The organism is Luteimonas chenhongjianii (assembly GCF_002327105.1).
Classification (GTDB): Bacteria; Pseudomonadota; Gammaproteobacteria; order Xanthomonadales; family Xanthomonadaceae; genus Luteimonas; species Luteimonas chenhongjianii.
In genome coordinates this window covers 732,869-748,779 of record NZ_CP023406.1, presented here as the reverse complement: position 1 = coordinate 748,779, position 15,911 = coordinate 732,869, and the positions used below count along the sequence as shown (strand labels likewise).

13 protein-coding genes are annotated in these 15,911 nt (G+C 68.9%); all 13 read right to left on the bottom strand.

Translation table 11 applies throughout. From position 1 onward, the window contains the following. Positions 1 to 34: 34 nt before the first annotated feature. The 13 genes from CNR27_RS03380 to CNR27_RS03325 all read right to left on the bottom strand — a co-directional run bounded on the left by CNR27_RS03380 (position 35) and on the right by CNR27_RS03325 (position 15,874). Positions 35 to 820 carry a MipA/OmpV family protein gene (locus CNR27_RS03380; RefSeq protein WP_096296938.1) on the bottom strand — a complete coding sequence of 262 codons (786 nt, stop codon included), beginning with the start codon at positions 818 to 820 and terminating at the stop codon, positions 35 to 37. A 156-nt stretch (positions 821 to 976) separates the two neighbouring features. Further along, positions 977 to 1,168 carry a hypothetical protein gene (locus tag CNR27_RS15150; RefSeq protein ID WP_157745240.1) on the bottom strand — a complete coding sequence of 64 codons (192 nt, stop codon included), beginning with the start codon at positions 1,166 to 1,168 and terminating at the stop codon, positions 977 to 979. A 333-nt stretch (positions 1,169 to 1,501) separates the two neighbouring features. Next, positions 1,502 to 2,395, bottom strand: a complete 894-nt coding sequence (locus CNR27_RS03375; protein WP_096296937.1) for a fructose bisphosphate aldolase — start codon at positions 2,393 to 2,395, stop codon at positions 1,502 to 1,504. Positions 2,396 to 2,481: 86 nt separating this feature from the next. Next, a complete protein-coding gene (locus CNR27_RS03370; RefSeq protein WP_096296936.1) occupies positions 2,482 to 2,661 on the bottom strand; it encodes an oxidoreductase-like domain-containing protein in 180 nt (59 codons plus the stop codon). Continuing rightward, the gene (locus CNR27_RS03365) at positions 2,658 to 3,506 is read right to left on the bottom strand and encodes an acid phosphatase (protein WP_096296935.1); all 849 of its coding nucleotides are present in this window, start codon (positions 3,504 to 3,506) and stop codon (positions 2,658 to 2,660) included. The genes CNR27_RS03370 and CNR27_RS03365 overlap by 4 nt, the downstream gene beginning before the upstream one ends. 1 nt (position 3,507) lies before the next feature. Next, positions 3,508 to 4,482, bottom strand: coding sequence for a transaldolase (locus CNR27_RS03360; protein WP_096296934.1), 975 nt, complete (start codon positions 4,480 to 4,482; stop codon positions 3,508 to 3,510). A 31-nt stretch (positions 4,483 to 4,513) separates the two neighbouring features. Continuing rightward, positions 4,514 to 5,704, bottom strand: a complete 1,191-nt coding sequence (locus CNR27_RS03355; RefSeq protein ID WP_199730895.1) for a CaiB/BaiF CoA transferase family protein — start codon at positions 5,702 to 5,704, stop codon at positions 4,514 to 4,516. Positions 5,705 to 5,830: 126 nt separating this feature from the next. Continuing rightward, the gene (locus CNR27_RS03350; RefSeq protein ID WP_096296933.1) at positions 5,831 to 7,741 is read right to left on the bottom strand and encodes a glycoside hydrolase family 127 protein; all 1,911 of its coding nucleotides are present in this window, start codon (positions 7,739 to 7,741) and stop codon (positions 5,831 to 5,833) included. After that, on the bottom strand, positions 7,738 to 9,960 hold the full coding sequence (locus CNR27_RS03345) for a formylglycine-generating enzyme family protein (protein WP_245815739.1): 2,223 nt from the start codon (positions 9,958 to 9,960) through the stop codon (positions 7,738 to 7,740). Before CNR27_RS03345 ends, CNR27_RS03350 begins: the two co-directional genes overlap by 4 nt. Before the next feature lie 22 nt (positions 9,961 to 9,982). Then, positions 9,983 to 10,924 carry a ribokinase gene (locus CNR27_RS03340; RefSeq protein WP_096296932.1) on the bottom strand — a complete coding sequence of 314 codons (942 nt, stop codon included), beginning with the start codon at positions 10,922 to 10,924 and terminating at the stop codon, positions 9,983 to 9,985. A 170-nt stretch (positions 10,925 to 11,094) separates the two neighbouring features. Then, positions 11,095 to 13,284, bottom strand: coding sequence for a TonB-dependent receptor (locus tag CNR27_RS03335; RefSeq protein WP_096296931.1), 2,190 nt, complete (start codon positions 13,282 to 13,284; stop codon positions 11,095 to 11,097). 320 nt (positions 13,285 to 13,604) lie between these two features. Beyond that, positions 13,605 to 14,528 (bottom strand): S1/P1 nuclease, encoded by a 924-nt coding sequence (locus tag CNR27_RS03330; protein WP_096296930.1) that lies wholly within the window; start codon positions 14,526 to 14,528, stop codon positions 13,605 to 13,607. Between the two features lie 470 nt (positions 14,529 to 14,998). After that, positions 14,999 to 15,874 (bottom strand): LysR family transcriptional regulator, encoded by an 876-nt coding sequence (locus CNR27_RS03325; protein ID WP_096300226.1) that lies wholly within the window; start codon positions 15,872 to 15,874, stop codon positions 14,999 to 15,001. Between the last annotated feature and the right edge of the window lie 37 nt (positions 15,875 to 15,911).

Here is a 15,911-nt window from a genome sequence, read left to right as displayed (position 1 = left end):
ACACACGCGCCGGTGCCAGGCGCGGGTGCATGGCTCAGAACCGGTAACTCACCCCGCCAAAGATCGACGGCACCCCGTGGGCGTTGCGCTCCAGCAGCGGACTGTCGGAAAGCTCGTCGGGCAGCAGGCGGTAGGTGAAGCCACCGAGGAAGTTCCAGCGCTCGCCAAGCGGACGCGTCGCGGCAACGCTGAGCGAAGGCACGACCGCCGAGCCCGGGTTGTAGCGCGGCACACCGCGCTCGACTTCGGCGTCCTGCGTGCCGAAGTAGTACTTGGTCAGGTCCTTCGACATCCAGCGGACGCCGGCGCTGGGCAGGATCGTCCACGCGCCCGAGCGCAGCATGTAGGTGTATTCGACGCCGATGTCGTGGCCTCCGCTGGTGTCGGTGACATCGGCCAGTGCCTGCACCCGCACGCGGCCGAAGCTGCCGGACCAGGCCGCGCCGATGCCGGCGTCGAGGCCGTGGTCGCGGTCGTCGAGCAGCACCGCCTCGAGGCCGTTCGCGGCGAGCCCCGATGCGCTCAGGTCGTCGATGTCGAAACCGTCGAGCCGCGCCGATACCAGCGCGTCGATCTGGAACGCGCCGGTGTCGATCAGATGCACGCCACCGGAGATCCCTCGAAGGAACAGGCGCTCGCCCTCGTAGGCGAACATCGGGAACGGCAGGATGCGCGCGCCTTCGCCCACGTAGGGACTGTCGGCGGCGGCAACGGCCACGCCGACCGACCAGCCGCGCTGAGGCGCGGCGCCCGCCTGGTCGCGGCTCTGGGCGAAGGCAAATCCGGGTACAGCAAGAAGCAGCAGAAGCGCAGCTTTCATCGGGGATTCCGTGACGTGGGGGACGCCGCACGATAGCAAGCGCCATCCAACGCGCGCGTGCGCGTCGCCGCGGGCTTTGCTGCAAGGGAGCACGCCGCAGCCGGATGTGCGAAACCGATATGCAGCGCGCGCCCGTGCGAGGCAGGCGAGCCGGGCTCAGCCGGCGCGTCGCCAGTCCCTCGCCTGCGCGTTATGCGCGGCATCCTCGCGGGCTTTGGCCGGCGTGTGGCTGGCGCGGCCGGGGCGTCGCTCGAATGCGGCAGCGCCTCCGGCGGACGTGCCGGAGCCCTGCTCCGCGGACCGGGGGCGACGCACCATATAGTAGGCGGCGAAGGTGGGATAGGACATCTATGGACTCCTCCGGGACGATGGCTTCGATGGATCCACGCTATGCGCCGACCGGACAAACCGCAGTGGATTCGGAGGCATCACGGATTTGCCGTTTAGGCACTCGCAGGGGTTGTCGAGAACGCAGGGGTCGCAACAAACCCGTTTCTAACGTTTGCGTCCGATTCGTTCACGCGCCGACGCCGGATGCTTCACGTCGCGCTGATCCCGATTCGATCGCGGTGCCCTGCGACCCGTCTGCGGACAGCACATCCAGCGCGTGCGCGAGGCGGATCGGCCAAAAGAAAAGCCGGCGCGTGTGCGCCGGCTTCTGTTACCGCCCTGGCGCGAGGCTCAGGCGATCGATGCGCGGTAGATCGATTCGATCGCGGTATCGAGCGCGGCGTTGAACTGGTCGTCGCTCTGCTGCGCGCTCAGCCCTTCGGTGAGTGCGCGGCTGAAGCTCGCGACCACGCCCGGGTTCCTGGCCAGGCGCGCGTTGGCGTCGTCGCGGCTGTAGCCGCCCGACAGCGCGACGACCTTCAGCACGCTCGGGTGATCGACCAGTTCCTGGAAGAAGCCGTCGACTTCCGGCAGCGTGAGCTTGAGGATCACCGGCGTCGATGCGTCCACCTTGTCGAGGCGCTCGAGCAGGCCCTGCTTGAGGGTGGTCTCGATCTCCGCCTTGTCGGCGGCCTTGATGTCGACCTCGGGCTCGATGATCGGCACCAGGCCGGCGGCAAGCACCTGCTGGCCGAGTTCGAACTGCTGGTCGAGCACCGCGGCGATGCCGGCGGCATTGTTCTGCTTGATGACCGAACGCTCCTTGGTGCCGAACACGCCCTTGGCCCTGGCGCGGGCCAGCAGCGCGTCCAGGCCCGGGATCGGCTTGAGCAGCTGCACGCCGTTCGCCTCGTCTTCCAGGCCCTTGTCGATCTTCAGGAACGGCACGACGCCCTTGACCTGCCACAGGTATTCGGCGGCGTCGCGGCCGTCGAACCGGTCGTCGAGCGTGCGCTCGAACAGGATCGCGCCGAACACGCGCTCGCCGCTGAAGGCGGGGCTGGTGACGATGCGGCTGCGCATCTTGTGCACGAGGCCGAACATCTCAGCATCGTCGGCGTACTCGTTCTCCTCGATGCCGTAGAGCTTGAGCGCCTTGGGCGTGCTGCCCCCACTCTGGTCGAGCGCGGCGATGAAGCCCTTGCCTGCCCTGATCCTGTCCAGCTGTTCCTGATTGACTGCCACGTTCGAAAGTCCTGTGCGAGCGGTGGTAACCGGGGCCCGAGATGATACCCCCCAACGTCGGGCACAGCCCGACGACGGGCGCGAGCTCAGTCCGCGTCGGGATGGCGCGCCCGCCAGGCCGCGAGCTGCTCGCGGTAGTACTGCAGGTCATCGGCGTAGCTGTCGTGCACGCACACCGCGCAACCGCTGTCGCAGCAATCGCTGGGCAGCGGTGGTTCCGGCGCCTGCGGGCGCGGATCATCGGGCACGGGCACCTGCGCGGTCATTCGCGCGCGTCGGCGACCGGCAGCGGCGAGCGCCGCAGGCCGGCAGCCTCGTCATCGCAGTGCTGCGGCGTGGCGCCCGCAGCCCGCTGCGCGACGATCTCGCGGCGCGCGGCGGAAAGGTCGGCGCGGAACTCGGGCGATGCCTGCAGGCGTGCATAGGTCGCCGCGCCGACGCGCTCACCCGCGGCGATGTCGCTGTACCAGTGCACGTTGCAGACCATGCGGCTCTCGCCGAAGCTGCGGCCGCGCTGCAGCAGCGGGTCGGCGCGTTCGGGCGCGAGTTCGACCAGTGCCAGCGCCCACGTCCAGCCGATCGCAGCGTGGCCGGAGGGATACGCGGCACTGGCCATCAGCTTGGCGCTGTCCTGCGGGGTGCAGACCGGGGCGCCGTTGCGCACGAACGGGCGCGCACGCTGCCAGTGGTCCTTGGCCGCGCGGCCGGCGGTGGCGGCGTCGGCCAGGCTGCGTCGCAGCAGCCGCACCAGATGCGGCGTGCGCTGCGCGTCGATCTCGACGCCGAGCGCGCAGGAGAACAACGGCTCGGCGGCCGGAAAGTCCAGGTCCGCATCGACCGCAGCCTGGCGCCAGCGGGCGGTGCCCTGCAACGGCAGGCTGCGGGCGGCGATCGCGTCGTCGTGGGCCTGCGCGGCCGAACCCGGCGCGGGCGGCGCCGGCAGCAGCGCGACGCTGTCGAATGCGGGCGCATCGAGATAACCGATGCTGACGCCGGGCGCGGACTCGGGCACGGGCGCGGCGGCAAGCCGCGCCTCGCGCGTGGCGAGCGCGCAGCCGGCCAGTGCCGGCAACAGGGCGGCAAGCGCGGCCGCCCGAATACCCGCACGCATATCAGCCGGCCTGCAACCGCCCGGCGATGGTGGCCCGCAGCGCGTGCAGATCCTTGGTGAAGGCGGCGATCCCGCTTTCCAGCTTCTCGGTGGCCATCTGATCGGCGGCCATGTCGCGTGCGAAACGCTCGGCATCGACCGGCGTGCCGCCGACGCCGTCGGCCTTGCCCGGAAAGAGCCGGCGCGGCAACTCGCCGTATTCCTTGTCCAGCGCTTCGAGCAGCTCCGGCGAGATCGTCAGGCGGTCGCAGCCGGCGAGCGCCTCGATCTGCGCGGTGGTGCGGAACGACGCGCCCATCACCACGGTCGGCGAACCGCGACGCTTGAACTCGGTATAGACGTCGCGCACGAAACGCACGCCCGGATCGTCGTCGATGGTCGCCGGCGTTTCGCCGCGCGCGACATACCAGTCGAGGATGCGGCCGACGAACGGCGAGATCAGGAAGACGCCGGCTTCGGCGCAGGCGATCGCCTGGGTCCGGTTGAAGATCAGCGTCAGGTTGCAGTCGATGTCCTCGCGCTGCAGCTCCTTGGCGGCGCGGATGCCTTCCCAGGTCGCGGCGATCTTGATCAGCACGCGCTCGCGCGAGACGCCGGCGTCGCGGTACATCTCGATGAACTGACGGGCCTTGGCGATGGTCGCCTCGGTGTCGTGCGAGAGATCGGCGTCGACCTCGGTCGACACCCGGCCGGGGACGAGGCCGGCGAGCTTGCGGCCCACGCCGATCGTCAGCCGATCGACGACCTGGCGGGCGACGGCGTCGGGATCGCCGGACAACTCATTCGCGCGAGCGAGTTCACGATCGACCAGATCGGCATAGATCGGCAGGTCCAGCGCCTTGCGCACGAGGGTGGGATTGGTCGTGCAGTCGACCGGCCGCAGGCGGGCGATGGCCTCGGCGTCGCCGGTGTCGGCGACCACGACGGAGAGCTCGCGCAGCTGGGCGAGTTTGGACGCGGTTCTTGGAGCAGACATGGAGACCTCCGGTTGGGACACGTGCCGCGCTTCAGGCGGAGCCCTTATTGTCGCGCCCGGCGTCGCCGAGGGCCACCCTGATCGCGTCGGTGTGCTCGCCGAAGCCCGGCGCGGCGAAAGGCGCGGGGCCAGGCGTGCGGCCGAAGCGGATCGGACGGGAGACCCCCTGATAGCTGCCCAGTCGTGAATGGGCGATGGTCGCGACCATCTCCTCGGCCAGCACCTGCGGGTGCTCGAACATGTCCTCCACCGCGCGCGCGGCCGCGCACGGCACCGCTTCGCCGAAGTGCGCCTCCCACGCCAGCGCATCGCGCGTGGCCAGCGCCGCATGCAATTGCGGCAGGATCTCGTCGGCGTGCAGCGCCCGCTTGCGCACGCTGTCGTAACGCGGATCGTCGGCCAGCGCGTTCAGGCCGGTCAGCGTGCACAGCGCGCGCCAGAAGCGCGGCGTGTTGGCCGACACGTACAGCCAGCCCTCGCGGGTCGGATGCAGCCCGGTGACGCCACCCGAGCGCATGTCGCGGCCGACGTCGAGCGCCTCGCCCTCGGCCCAGATCATCCGCGCCGACTGCATCGTCAGCGCGCTGCGCAGCAGCGACACGCCGACGAACTGGCCTTCACCGCTGCGCTCGCGCTCGAACAGCGCCGAGGACACACCGGCAGCGAGCAGCGCGGCGGCGTAGTAGTCGACCACCGAACCGTAAATGAGTTCCGGGGCCCCGCCGCGCTTGCCCTGCAGCGTGCACATGCCGGTCATCGTCTGCAGCACCTGGTCGTAGCCGGCCTTGTCCTTCAGCGGGCCGGTCTCGCCGTACCCGGTGACCGCGCAATAGATCAGCCGCGGATTGAGCGCCGCCAGGGTGGCGAAGTCGATCGCCAGCCGCTCCGGCACGCCGGGGCGGAAGTTGTGCACCAGCACGTCGGCCTCGCGCACGAGCCGATACAGCACCGCGCGGTCGTCATCGTCCTTCAGGTTCAGGGTGACGCCGCGCTTGCTGCGGTTCACGCCGAGGAAGGCGCGGCTTTCGTCGGCGAGCGTGGAGGGATAGTTGCGCAGGTTGTCGCCGTCGGGCGGCTCGACCTTGATCACGTCCGCGCCCTGGTCGGCCAGCAGCGTGCAGCCGTAGGGACCGGCGATGTAGGCGCTCAGGTCGAGCACGCGGACGCCGCTCAGGGGGCCTGCCGGCCCGGGGCGGCCGCTGTCGAAGATGGATCCTGTCATGTCGTCCGACATCCTTTCGTGGCCGGGGCGAAGGCCGCGCGAAGTCTGCGCATGTGCGGCATCGCAACCCATCCATTCGTCCTATGTTCTGGGGCCACGGAAACTTGCTTGCGCGCCGGCATCATCTCAAAGCGCTCCGCAGTCCTCTGGATCGGCGCCGTCGTCGACGGGCGCCAGGCCCAGCCAGGTCAGGCGCCAGATGCGGTCGGCGCGCGCACCGATGCCGTAGTAGGGCGCGAAGTCGATCGCCGGGCGGTCGTCGAAATGCAGGCGCAACCCGGGTGCGGAATCGTCGCTCTGTGGCGGCAGGGTATCGATGCGGATCCGTGCATCGTCGTCGGGCAGGCGCACGATCTCCGCCGTCTTGTAGCCGTCGACGAGCCCGGTCGCATAGGCCAGCGGCCCGCGGCCGAGGGCGATCCACCGGTAGTTGAGCACCTGCTGGCGGACGGGGCTGCCGTCGGGCGCACGCGAGACCTGGATGTTGCTGTAGCTGCGGCGATGCACGCGCGGCGACATCGGCAGGTCGAGCGTGACGACATCGCCGCTGCGCCAGCTGCGCGCGATGCACGCGTAGTCGCCAGGCACCAGCGCGCCGGTGAACGCCACGCCGTTGACCTTCAGCGCCGCGTCCTGCGCCCAGGCCGGGACACGGATGCGCAGCGCGAACGTCGCCTCGCGTTCGACATCGAGCTCGAACCGCACCGCGCCATCGAAGGGGTAGCGCGTGGCCTGCACGATGTGCACGCGCCCGGCATCGGCGCGTGCGAACGTCGCTTCGCCCGGCCCCAGCAGGTTCACCACCGGCCCATCATCACGCTCGGCCCAGGCGATGCCCTGCAGCTCCTCGATCGCCATCGCGCCGCTGGATTTGCAGCAGCGCCAGTAGTTGGTATGGATGCGGCGGCCGTTGGCATAGGAGTAGTAGCACCAGTCCTCGCCGTTGGGCGCCTGTGCGCCGAGCAGATCGTTGTAGGCGGTGCGTTCGATCTCCTCGGCATGACGCGCATCGCCGGTGATCGCCATCAGTTCGCGGTTGAGCTGCAGCCAGGCGAGGATCGAGCAGGTTTCCACGTACGCCTGCGGGTCGAACACGAACGCGGGGTTGAACACTTCGCGCGAGCGGTGGCCGATGCCGCCGAACGGGCCGCCACCGAGGCTCAGGTGATGCGCGGCGATCGCCTGCCACTGCGCATCGAGCACCTGGCGATGGCGCGGATCGCCACTGACGCGCGCGAGCTTGGCCAGCCCGACGAGGTTCCAGCAGAGCTGATAGGCCTTGCCGGTGGCGATCTCGGAGGGATCGGCGCCCTCGAGCGCGCGCTCGACCAGCGCCAGGCGCGGATTGGCCTCCATCTGTTCGACGATGCGCCGGGCCAGGTCGAGCAGGTCCGCATCCCCGGTGAGCGCGTGCAGGTCCATGACCGGATCGAGCAGCACCGTCGCCGACATGCCGTGATGGTTGCCGACGCTGGTGATGTCGATGCCGTCGATGCAGAACGTGCGGAAGCACAGCGCGCCGATCCGCCGCGCAGCTTCGAGAGCGCCGGAATCCGGGAACGCGCGGTGCACGTCGAGCAGGCCGAGCAGCAGGTAGCTGTGCGTCCACACGTCCCAGGTGCGCAGCGCCGGTTCGCCGTTCCAGCTTTCGGGTTTCGGGGGCTGCGCCACCATGAAGCGCCGCGCGGGGGCATAGGTGCCGAGATAGCCGTCGGCGTCCTGGACATCGGCGAGATACCCCACGACCGCGCGCAGATGCGCTTCGAGGATGGCATCGCCGCTGCGTGCGGCGGCCTTGGCGGCCGCCGACAACCACTTGCCGGCGTGTTCGCCGTACCAGTCGCCTTCGTCGTTGTGCGCCCGGTGGGCCGGGTCGAAGATCGCGATCGCGGGGCTGTCGGGGCCGGTGACGAAGGTCGACAGCCGGCCGCGGCGGTTGGCCTCCAGCGCCTCGCCGAGCAGGCCGCCCAGGCGCACCTGCGAAGGCGCGGGCGGGCGCTGCACGTCGCGTGTCGACGGGCCTGCCGGCGCGCTCATCGCATGTCTCCGCCGGCATCGACCACGCAGCGGAAGCCGATCGTGCCCGAGCGGTCCTTGGCGGGCGCCATCAACAGGTACTTGCCGTGCTGGTCGAGGCGGTAGGCCTGCGGGAAGTACCAGTGCGAGGTCTGCGGCTGGTAGCTGCTGCCTCCGCGCAGGATGGCCGCGCGGGTGTGGTCGTCGACGAACTCGTCGGTCCACTGCCAGACATTGCCGACCAGGTCCTCGACGCCGAACGGCGACGCGCCCTGCGGATGTGCGTCGACATCGGCCGGTGGCTGCAGGCGCCGTCCGCGGTTGATGCGCGGCGCGAAGCTGTCGTGCCAGTCGTTGCCCCAGGGATAGCGACGGCCGTCGTGGCCCTGCGCGGCGTACTGCCATTCCCATTCGCGCGGCAGGCGCTTGCCGGCCCACTGCGCATAGGCGCGGGCGTCTTCCAGCGAGACCCAGGTCACCGGCTTGTGGTCCCAGCCCGCGCGTGGCGCGCCGTCGACCCAGTGGCGCAGGAAGTTGTGCGCGTCACGCGGCGCGTAACCGCTCGCATCGATGAACCGCTTGAACTGCGCGTTGGTGACCGGATGGCGATCGATATGGAACGCCGCCAGATCCATGCGCCGCCGGTGATGGCGACGCGGGCTGTCTTCCCACGGGTACTGCACGTCGACGCCGGCCCAGTTGAAGCCTTCGATCTCGATGCCGCCGACCTGGAACAGGAACGAGCCCGCCGGGATGGTCACCATGCCCTCGGGCGCAGTGGGCCGTGGTGCGGTCGGCGCCACGTCGACGAGCGCCTGCGGCAGTGCGCGCCAGGTGGCCGAATGCGCAGCGTGCGGCGTGGCCGCCTGCGCGGCGACCGTGGCCAGGAAGCCGTCGAGGCCGTCGACGGTGACGCCAGCCTCGACCGCGAGCACCGCGCCGAAGCCACGCGCTTCGAGCGGCAGCTCGAAGATGGCCTGGCCGTCGAGGATGCGCGGCGCGAGTTCGCGGCCGTTCCAAACGTCGTAGTAACGCGTGCCGGCGACATGGGCCTCGGCGAGCTGTTCGCCATCGACCGCATAGGGATTGCGGTTGACCACCGTCCACAGGGTGCGGCCGACGCCGGGGAAGCGGCTGATGAACACGCCGCGCTGCAGGCTGGTCTGGTACGGGGCCCAGTCCATGGACACGACGAGATCGGGGAACTGGCGATAGATCGTCGCGATGCGGCGCAGCACTTCGGCATCGCGCGGGGTGAACTGGTTCCAGATGCCCCAGATGTTTTCCCAGGCGTTGTAGCCGATGCCGTTGAAGAAGCAGTACTGCAGGTCGTGGGTGCGGTCGCGGCCCCAGCGGTTCTCGTAGTTCACCATGTGGCGCGGCTCGAGCCACTTCCACTTCGACACCGGCGGCACCGGGCCGTCCGGCGCCTTCTTGCCCCAGCTCTGCACGTTCCAGATCAGCTGTTCTTCCGAACTGATCGTCGACTCGGGCTGCAGCACCACGGTGCGACCGAGCTTCTGGCAGGCGTCGAAGAACGCGCGCGGCACGCCGTTGAAGGTGTCGCCGTTGATGCCGTCCGCGCCGACCGCGACGACGATCTCCGCCAGACCTTCCCAATGGCTGACGCCCGGATCGCGGGTGCCGTGGTCCCAGGGCTTGGCCGGCAGGAACACGCGCACGCCACGCGCCTGGAAGGCCTGCACCGCCTGGCGCAGGCCGTCGAGGCCACCGGGCATGTCGTGGGCCAGGTCGAACTGGTTGCGGTCGTCGACGCCGATGTTGGGATACACGTACCAGATCAGCACCGAGTCGAGTCCGCCGAAACGCGCGGTCAGATCGTCGAGGTAGCGGTCGACGGTGTAGGTGCCGGTGTCGGGATCGAAGAAATAGCGGTCCTCGACCATCATCTGCGCGTGCACGAAGTTTCGCTGTGCCCACTGCAGGTCGGGGTGGCGATAGTTCGCATCGTCGTAGCCGATGCGTACCAGATGCTCCTGGCGCCAGTCGCGCAGTTCGGCCAGCCAGTCCTGCGCGCTGTCATTGGCGTCGATCATCCAGTCGCCGATGTCGGCGAACGGCCAGCCCGGCGCCTTGCCCGGGGTGGGCAGATAGCGGCCGGTGGTGACGTGCGAAAACTTGTACTCGGTGCGGCGCGGCGCCGGGCCGTAATCGGCTTCGACGGACATGCCGTCGGCGGCCGGGTCGGCGTCGAGGATGCTGTAGGGGGTCTGGCTCATGCGTTCGATCTCGGAATAGGAATCAGGCGGCCCGCCAGCCACAGCTGGCGGCAAGTGCATCGAGGCCCGCGGCATCGGTGTGCCCGAGCAGCAGCGTCTCGACATCCGCGTGCGCGGGCACGCTCGACTGCGCGCCGAGCGCCGTGCACGCCAGCGCCGATGCCGCGGCCGCGGCACGCATCGCGGCAGGCAACGCCTCGCCCTGCGCCAGGGCGGCCACCAGGACACCGCAGAACGTGTCGCCGGCCGCGGTGGTATCGACGGCGGCGACCGGAAACGCCGGCTGCAGGTGCAGCTGCGTGCCTTCGCGTGCGATGCAGCCGGCAGCGCCGAGGGTGACGACCGCCACCGGCACGGGCAGGCGCTGGAGCGCGCCGATCAGATCGCCTGCCTGCCCGTCGATCATCGCCAGTTCGCCTTCATTGACGATCAGCACGTCCACATTGCGCAGCAGCGCCTCCGGCAGCGCCCGCGCCGGCGCGGCGTTGAGCGCGACCCGCACGCCCGCCTCGCGCGCGCGGGCGGCCCACGCAGCCACCGCGTCGAGCGGGGTCTCGAGTTGCAGCAGCAGGGTGTCCACGCCCGCGAGGTCCGGCAGGTCGTCGGCGACCAGCGCCGTGTTGGCGCCCGGCGCGACCGTGATCGCGTTCTCGGCGCCATCGGACAGGCAGATGAAGGCGACGCCGGTGGCGTGGGCGTGCTGGCGACGGATGTCGAGTTCGACACCGGCGGCCCGCAACGAGGCTTCGACCGGCACGGCCAGCGCGTCGTCGCCCAGCGCCAGCAACATCCGCGTTGGTGCAGCGCCCGCACGTGCGGCAGCGACAGCCTGGTTGGCGCCCTTGCCCCCGGGAAAGGTCCGGAAGTCGCGGCCGAGCACGGTTTCTCCCGGGCCCGGAATGCGCTCGGCCCGCACGACGTAGTCGAGATTTGCCGACCCCGCAACCAGAACAGACCCCATCATGCTGTCACCTCTGAAAACCCTCATTGCAATCAACTTCCATTCCACCGGCCGTGCGGCTGCCTGCCGACGGGCGCATGGCGACGTCGGGGCAGATCCGGTGGAAATACCGACGGTTCCGCGCCCTGCCGCAGCGAGAGCCACGGCGGGGCGCGGAACCGGCAGCCCGTACCTCAGAAGGTGTAGCTGTAGCCGACCGAGAACACCCGGCCACGGCCGGCAAAGTAGTTCCGGTATCCGTCGATCTGGGAAAGGGACAGGATGTAGAACTTGTCTGTCAGGTTCTCCACGCCGACCGAAAACCGACCGTAGCGCCCGGTGTCGTAGTTCATCTCCAGGTCCCACAGCGTGTAGCCCTTGGTCTGCTCGAAAGCAGTCGAGCCTTCGTTGATCGCACGCGACAGCAGGGTGGTTTGCCCCAGCGTGACATTGCCGCTATCGGAATAGTCCCAGGTCAGGGACGTCACGAGCTTCGGTGGATTGATATCGCTGACACCCATCTTTTTGTTCAACGGCCCGCCGGCGGTGAAGCTCGTATAACCCAGGCTCTTCGCGTAGACCATCGTGCCTCGCAGGTCTTCGGCGAACCGGAACTCGCCCGTGACCTCCACGCCCTCGATCTCGACGGGGGCCCGGTTGAGCACGTAGTCCCGGGTCCGGGGGTCGATCGACAACGTCGCGCCGAAATCGGATGAGGACCGGTACACGGAGCCCGACAGGGCGGCCCGCTGGCCGCGCCAGGTCAGGCCGAGCTCCTTGTTCTCGACGATGATGGCCTGGAGATCCGTGACCTCGGCGACCGAGTGTCCGGGCGTATTGATGTTGCGGAGCGCGATGCCCACGTTGGGCAGCGTGAATCCCTTGCCCCACGAGCCGAACGCGCTCCAGCCGTCGGCGAAACGCCAGATGGCGCCGAGATTCGGAAGATTGGTCTGGTAGTCGAGCGACCCGCCGTCGACGGTGACGCGGTTGTTCCACCAGATCGACTGCCAGGTGTCGACATCGAGCTTGCCGTTTTCCTGACGGAGGCCACCGGAAATGGTGACCGGGCCCACGTCCCAGGACAGCTGCACGTAGGGCGCCCAGCTCGAATAGTCGATCGGAGGCACCCAGGTCCGGTTCGTCAGCGCGAGATTCTGCTCTGCGGTGTCTTCGACGAGATCGAGGCCGGCCTGCAGTTCCAGACCGGCCACGCCGAAGATGTCCGACTTCGACCACGACGACCGGAACCCCTTCTTCTGCGAGTTGATCTCCGACTGGTCGATCAGAGTCCCGAGAGGCGCGATCGCCGGGTCCTGCTTGTCCTCGGTGATCGAAGCGAGATAACGCATGGCCTGGCTGGCCTTGTAGGCATCCACGGTCAGGGTGCCGCCGAGGAAGTCGGCATGCGTGTACTTCAGCTGCCCCTGACTGAAGTCGTTGAAGGGGGTGAAGCTGCCTGGATAGCCACCGCGGATCGACGTGTCGGTGACGCCGATGCTGCGATCCCCCGAGCCGATCTCCTGGATGTAGTTGTCCTTGCCCACCAGCTCGAAGGTCGAAAGCGTGAGCTGGATGCGCTGGTAGCCGCTCTCGCCGAAGTTGTAGCCGAACTTGGCGAACAGATTGTCGCTGGTGGAGTCGGCGAGTGATCCGGACGGATGCATGCCGATACGCCGGCCGTTGGCGTCCCAGGTCATTCCACGATCGACCCGGGTCCCGGCGAGGTACATGTCGAAGTCATCACGCTTGTGCGCCCACGTGAGCCCGACCTTGTAGATCGAAGAGTCATCTTCCAGCTGCGTCGAGTAGCGGGTGCCGAACGTGAACTCGTTGCCCTCGTTGACTGCGGATTTGGAGATGTAGTTGATGATGCCGCCGGCCGCGCCGATGCCTTCGGCCGCCGAGGGGCCGTTGATCACTTCGACGCGCTCGACGACGCCCATGTCGGTGAACGTGCCGTTGCGCGTTCCCTCGCGAAGCGGTGAACCCTGCGGAATACCGTCAAATAGGCGCAGGGGAATGCGACCGCGCAAGGTTTCGCCGGTGTTGCTCATCGCCTGCGACGACTCCGCATAACCGGGCACGCTCCGCGCCAGCACGGCGGTGGCGTCGTCGGTCAACGCAAGCGTGCGGCTGACCTCCGCGCTCGAAACAAGCGTGATTGCACCGGGGATCTTGTCCACGGCCTTGGCACTGCGCGTCCCGGTCGTGATCACGGCATCGAGCCGCGTGACCCGATCGTTCCTTGCGCGTTCTGCTTCACTGGTCAGATCGCCAGCGGCGTCATCCTCGGAGGCCGCCGTCGGCGGGTCCGCCGCCTGGGCCCCCGTCGCCGCCATGAACACGATATATCCAACCGCAGCCGCAATCGGTCTCTTCACTTTATCCGTCCCCGTGATGCTTGTTGAAAGTAGCGAGCCGATACACGTGCGATCGCACGGCTCACGCTGGTGATGTGCCCGCCGCCCGGAGTGAGGACGAGCGAGGCGAGGTGGCTCGTGATTCGAATGGAAGTGGAAATCGCTGGCCCTGCTGGAACGACCGGAAGTCGGGACTTTCGGCCGGCGGAGCTCAGGCCCTGCGTTCCCCGGACCTCATCCCTGTCGCGGCGACGTTCCCTGCAATCCGGGGAGCCAGAGGCATCTTTGAATCGATTGGAAGGTCGAGCAGCCCACGCTGCCGACAGCGCGATCCCGGCCGGTCAGCGATCGCGCATGAGAATCCATGCCAGTCGGGATCCGGCCAGCGCGGCCTGTCTCGCCGAGGCGGCCCGTGTCCGGTCCCTGTAGGACTCGGGCAGGACCGGCGCACTGTCGGCCGTCGTGCCGGTGACGAGGTCCGGCCCATAGGCCGCCGATTGCGCCAGCGCGAAGGTCTCGTCCACCCATGTGCTGAAAGCGGCGTCGATATCTGTTTCGTCATCGGGTCGCCCGATTTTTCCGGCGAAGGTCGCGGCTATCTGCGCCGCCACACGCCTGGCTGCATCGGGATCGGAATCCTTGCTGATCGCAAAGTCCCAGTAGCGATGCAGGCCGACCGCCGTGGCATCGGGCTGATCCCGAACGAACTGGCGAGTCCCCCATCGGTCGCCCTGTGGGAACGTGGAGCTGACCTCCTGCGCGACGTGCGTCGGCGCATGGACGTCCCCGACGATGTGCATCACCCAGCACAGCGACAGCGCCCGTTCCGCCGCAGTGGCGGTGCTGTCCTGCCACGTCGCGAGGTTGAGCGTGAATGCCTGCGTGGCGTTGCCGAACCTGTTGTCCGCATCCACGGCGTAATCATGTTCGCGGGACAGGTCACGGCCTCCCACATGCCATGTCGGGTGATCGAAGACGGAACCCGCGGCATCCATCGCCCAGCGTGAGCATTGGCTCAGGAGCCGCCGCTGCCGTTCCTCACCGCTGGCGCCGTTGACGGCCACCCGGAACGAGGCCTGGTCCGGATGCTTGTCGATCGCTGCGACGATCTCGTCCAGGCGCTGCGGATCTTCGCGCTGCAGGATGTCGTATGCGATTTCTGCGATGACCGCATGCCCCGGTTCGGTCCACGCGGCAGCCGGTGCAGCCAGCACGCAGAGAAGGGTCGCCAGCTGGAGCCTGGGGGTGAGCCGGATTTTGTTCATGGCATCTCTCTTCACTGTCCGAAGGATCTGTGCGGTCTGCCGGCGGGCTGACCCCACCGTTCAATCACCTGGCGCGTGCGATGTGGGGAACCCGGAGGCGCAAGGGCGATGCGGATCGCTTGCGATCGCCTGCCTCTGCATGTGCGAGTTGCCAGCGGTCGGGCCTACCCGGTGCGATCGCATGGTAGGTGCGCGCTCCCGGCCGAGGGACCTGACGGCACTACCTTTAAACGCTAGGAAAACTATCGTTTGCAGACAGCCGAAATATGTTGCGGCGCAGCACCCGGTCGCCCGACCGTTCCGTGGTGCCGCCTGGCGTCCCAGCGGACCTCGATGTGCCGGACCGCCCCTGCTACCGGCGGGAGTAGCACCTGTGCCGCGCCGGCACCTGCGACGGCGACGGAGTGCCGGTGCGGCGTCCCGATCCGGCCGATTTCCCGCCGCGCTGAAACCGCGTGCCGCCGGGGCGGTCAGCGCTGTGCGCTGACCGCCTTGCACTCCTCGCGCAGCGCCGCCACGGCCCGCGCGCGCGCGCCGCCGGTCGCCCAGACCAGGCCGATCCGCCGCGCCTTGCACGGCCCGGGCAATGGCAGCCGCGCAAGCCTCACGCCCTCGGGCCACGGCCGTGACCAGTCGGGCACGAGCGACACGCCCAGCCCCCGGTCCACCATCACCGCGATCGCATTGAGCGCGTTGAGTTCGAACCGCTCCTTCGGCACGATGCCGGCCGCGCGCAGGTACTCGTCGGCCTGGCGTCCGCCCCACTGGTGGCGGTCGTAGCGGATCAGCGGTTCGCTGCGAAGCACGTCGTGCGGGTCGCGAGCGGCCATGGACTCGGGCACCAGCACGACCAGCGGCTCCTCGCGCAGCAGTTCCCAGTTGCAGGCCTTGGGCAGGGGATACGGCGCTTCGAGCACCACCGCCGCGTCCAGTGCGCCGGCGTCGACCTCGCCATAGAGTTCGGCCGAATAGCCCGGCTGGATGAACACGTTGATCTGCGGGAACGAGCGCACCATCCGCGCCAATACGTCGGGCAGCATGCCGGCCAGCGCGGTGGGACAGGCGCCCAGCCGCAGTTCGCCGGACACCGACAGATCGTTGGCTGCGCTGCGCAGATCGGTGACGTCGCGCAGGATGTCCCGTGCGCGCTGCAGAATCCGCGCGCCTTCCTCGGTCACCGCCACCGTACGGCCGGCGCGGGCGACCAGCGGCGCCCCGAGTTCGCGCTCGAGGGTGCGGATCTGCTGGGCGACGGCTGCGGGCGTGATGTTGAGGTGGCGGGCCGCGGCGGCCATGGAGCCGCGATCGACGACGTAGATGAAGGTTCTGAGGAACTGGGTATCCACGATGGCTGTCTGCTGCGCCGGGTCAGGGCTGGCGCGG

Coding starts and splice junctions, on each gene's coding strand:
- CNR27_RS03380 (WP_096296938.1), bottom strand. CDS start 820: ATGAAAGCTGCGCTTCTGCTGCTTCTTGCTGTACCCGGATTTGCCTTC.
- CNR27_RS15150 (WP_157745240.1), bottom strand. CDS start 1,168: ATGTCCTATCCCACCTTCGCCGCCTACTATATGGTGCGTCGCCCCCGG.
- CNR27_RS03370 (WP_096296936.1), bottom strand. CDS start 2,661: ATGACCGCGCAGGTGCCCGTGCCCGATGATCCGCGCCCGCAGGCGCCG.
- CNR27_RS03365 (WP_096296935.1), bottom strand. CDS start 3,506: ATGCGTGCGGGTATTCGGGCGGCCGCGCTTGCCGCCCTGTTGCCGGCA.
- CNR27_RS03360 (WP_096296934.1), bottom strand. CDS start 4,482: ATGTCTGCTCCAAGAACCGCGTCCAAACTCGCCCAGCTGCGCGAGCTC.
- CNR27_RS03355 (WP_199730895.1), bottom strand. CDS start 5,704: ATGACAGGATCCATCTTCGACAGCGGCCGCCCCGGGCCGGCAGGCCCC.
- CNR27_RS03350 (WP_096296933.1), bottom strand. CDS start 7,741: ATGAGCGCGCCGGCAGGCCCGTCGACACGCGACGTGCAGCGCCCGCCC.
- CNR27_RS03345 (WP_245815739.1), bottom strand. CDS start 9,960: ATGAGCCAGACCCCCTACAGCATCCTCGACGCCGACCCGGCCGCCGAC.
- CNR27_RS03340 (WP_096296932.1), bottom strand. CDS start 10,924: ATGATGGGGTCTGTTCTGGTTGCGGGGTCGGCAAATCTCGACTACGTC.
- CNR27_RS03330 (WP_096296930.1), bottom strand. CDS start 14,528: ATGAACAAAATCCGGCTCACCCCCAGGCTCCAGCTGGCGACCCTTCTC.